The sequence below is a fragment of the Roseburia amylophila genome (assembly GCF_025567465.1).
In the GTDB taxonomy this organism is placed as follows: Bacteria; Bacillota; Clostridia; order Lachnospirales; family Lachnospiraceae; genus Roseburia_C; species Roseburia_C amylophila.
Genome location: NZ_JAOQKI010000035.1, coordinates 3,731 through 6,056, shown reverse-complemented (window position 1 = coordinate 6,056; position 2,326 = coordinate 3,731). Strand labels below are relative to the sequence as shown.

Sequence of the window (2,326 nt, the reverse complement as noted above, 5' to 3'; positions counted from 1 at the left end):
GCAGAGCATGTAAGAAGCTATATGTGGGATTATCATATGAATCTTGCAAATATGATAAAAGATACGATAGAAACCTACCGGAGCAGCTTTATACTCTATACAGACTGGTATTATAACATTGATTCTGACCAGATGGCAGAGATGTCTCAGGATTCCATGGAGGGACTGGAGGAGAACATTCAGGGAGCAAGATCAGACTTTGATGCGGTAGCAGAGGAAGTAGCGGATATTGAGAGAGAACTGTCTGCTTATCTTGATGTGGGCAGATTTTCTACAACCTGTATGGAAAGCTGTTTTGACAATGCGCTTGCCGGAGTGCAGAATGTCCGCACACAGATAGGGGAATATGAAGAGGCACACAGCCATGCAGATATGTATCCCATCGATATGATGGTAGGTTATCTTCGCAGTATTATTGGTGGACAGTTAGGTGGCAGTAGTGCTACAATCAGTGCATATGATGCATCGGTTTGTGAATGCAACAGAACCCTTTCAACTGGCACAGATGATGGATGGAATGTTAAGTACATATCTCGAGCAGGTGAAGGACAGGGTAAACTCCTGTGAGGAGTTCTATGAACTGCAGCAACAGCAGTGGCAGGAATCTATCAGGCTGAGAACAGAAGAAGGCATTGTGAAGACGATTGCCGGAGTCGGAACCATGATTCTGGGAGGAATGCTTGTCGTAGCAACCTGTGGTATGGCACTTCCACTGGTGACAACCGTTGGAGTTGTAGCAATTGGATTAGGCACAGCTTCATATGGATGTGCAAATGCAGTAGAAGGAAGTCAGGATATATATGCGGGAGTGACAGGAGACCCAAGGCTGGTATCGGTTAATCCAATCCGTGATACAGTATTTGCCAGTAATCCGGACCTCTATTATTTAATAGGAAATGTTTTGACAATCGCTGCTTCTCTGATACTGACAGGAGGAATGGCGGCTAATGCAGCAGTAAGTGCAGGAACATCCATAGGAAGGGCCGTAGTAACAGAGTATGCAAAGCAGGGACTGACGGTGGCAGCCAGCAGCTATGTGGACAAGAGAATGACAGAAGCAACCAACAGTCCACTGGCAGGTTTTGTAGTTGGTTCACTAACCGGAATGGCAACATATGGAACGCTCAGTGGGGCAGAGCTGGAAGTAGTAAATAACGTAAAAAGACCGCAGCAGTTGGGAAATGTAGGAGAGAGTGGTAGTACAACTGTTATATATGGGTCAGATGATATAGCTAATTATCAATATAATATGATTGAAAATCCAGGACCATTAGCGGAAATCCAAGGAAATCCTGCTAAGAATTTTTATGGTGGAAGATATAATGTAGAGGTTCTTACAGAAGATAGGATATATTATAGGGGTGGAAATTCAGATAAAGCATTAGGACAATGGTTTACAACAGAACCACCAGAATCCGTTGCAAAAGTGAGAATTGATACGGCAGTTAAGCCACAGTGGATTGATACAATTACTGGTGAATTAACAGGAGAATCAGTTGTAGATACTGTTTATGCAATTAAAATACCCAAAGGAACAACTGTTTATACTGGCCCAGTTGGTTCACAGGGAGGAGCCTATTGTGGGGGATATAATATAATGCAGACATTTATAAAAGAACCATGGAAATTGGATTATCAAGTTATTAGTAAGAGTTCATTAAAATAGTAGAGGAGGAAAAAATGACAGAGAAAGAATTATATGAACTAAGAGATATTTTTTTACAACTAGGAAAATTGGTGCAAAAATATGGCGAAAATTATTATACCATTCAAATAAAAGCTATTTCTGATATTATAAAATGTATAGATTCGGAGGAAAATGAGAAAGAAAAGACAGAATATATATTGGATAGATACAAAATATTGTATCCTTCAAAAGGTGGATTAAGCGATTTTTATATTTATGACGATGATTTTCAGACACGTTTAAAATTGAATGAGCCATTAGATGAGTTAAAAGATAAGTTATGGATGATTATGAAACAATATATTTAATTATGGTTATACTTTCGGACTCCAACAACCTATAACTCATGCATGTCTATTAATTAATCATCATGGCTGTTGTGAAGCAATTAAGAATCCATGATGTTAATTAATAGACACTAGCGAAAATTTGTCGAGTCGGGTATACGAAAGGACATTGCAAAATCAAAATAGAATATTTAGTTCCAATACGCTGATATAAACGTGCTCTTAGCAACAATGTAAAGTACGAGAAGATTACCAGCATCCGTGAATTAATCCAGGCACAGCTTGACCGATGGATAGAAGAGATTGATGCGGTGAGGAGTAGTATCGTAGAAATTGCTACTATGCCGGAGAT

At 39.6% G+C, this 2,326-nt stretch carries 3 protein-coding genes; all 3 read left to right on the top strand.

Going from position 1 to position 2,326, the window contains the following annotated elements; genetic code table 11:
- Window positions 1-567, top strand: a 567-nt coding sequence (locus tag OCV43_RS13760; RefSeq protein ID WP_262624374.1) for an LXG domain-containing protein, incomplete at its 5' end; no start/stop codon positions are given.
- On the top strand, window positions 473-1,666 hold the full coding sequence (locus OCV43_RS13755) for a hypothetical protein (RefSeq protein ID WP_262624373.1): 1,194 nt from the start codon (window positions 473-475) through the stop codon (window positions 1,664-1,666). The genes OCV43_RS13760 and OCV43_RS13755, both read left to right, overlap by 95 nt.
- Window positions 1,667-1,680: 14 nt before the next feature.
- Window positions 1,681-1,995, top strand: coding sequence for a hypothetical protein (locus OCV43_RS13750; RefSeq protein ID WP_118087641.1), 315 nt, complete (start codon window positions 1,681-1,683; stop codon window positions 1,993-1,995).
- The last annotated feature ends 331 nt before the right edge of the window (window positions 1,996-2,326 follow it).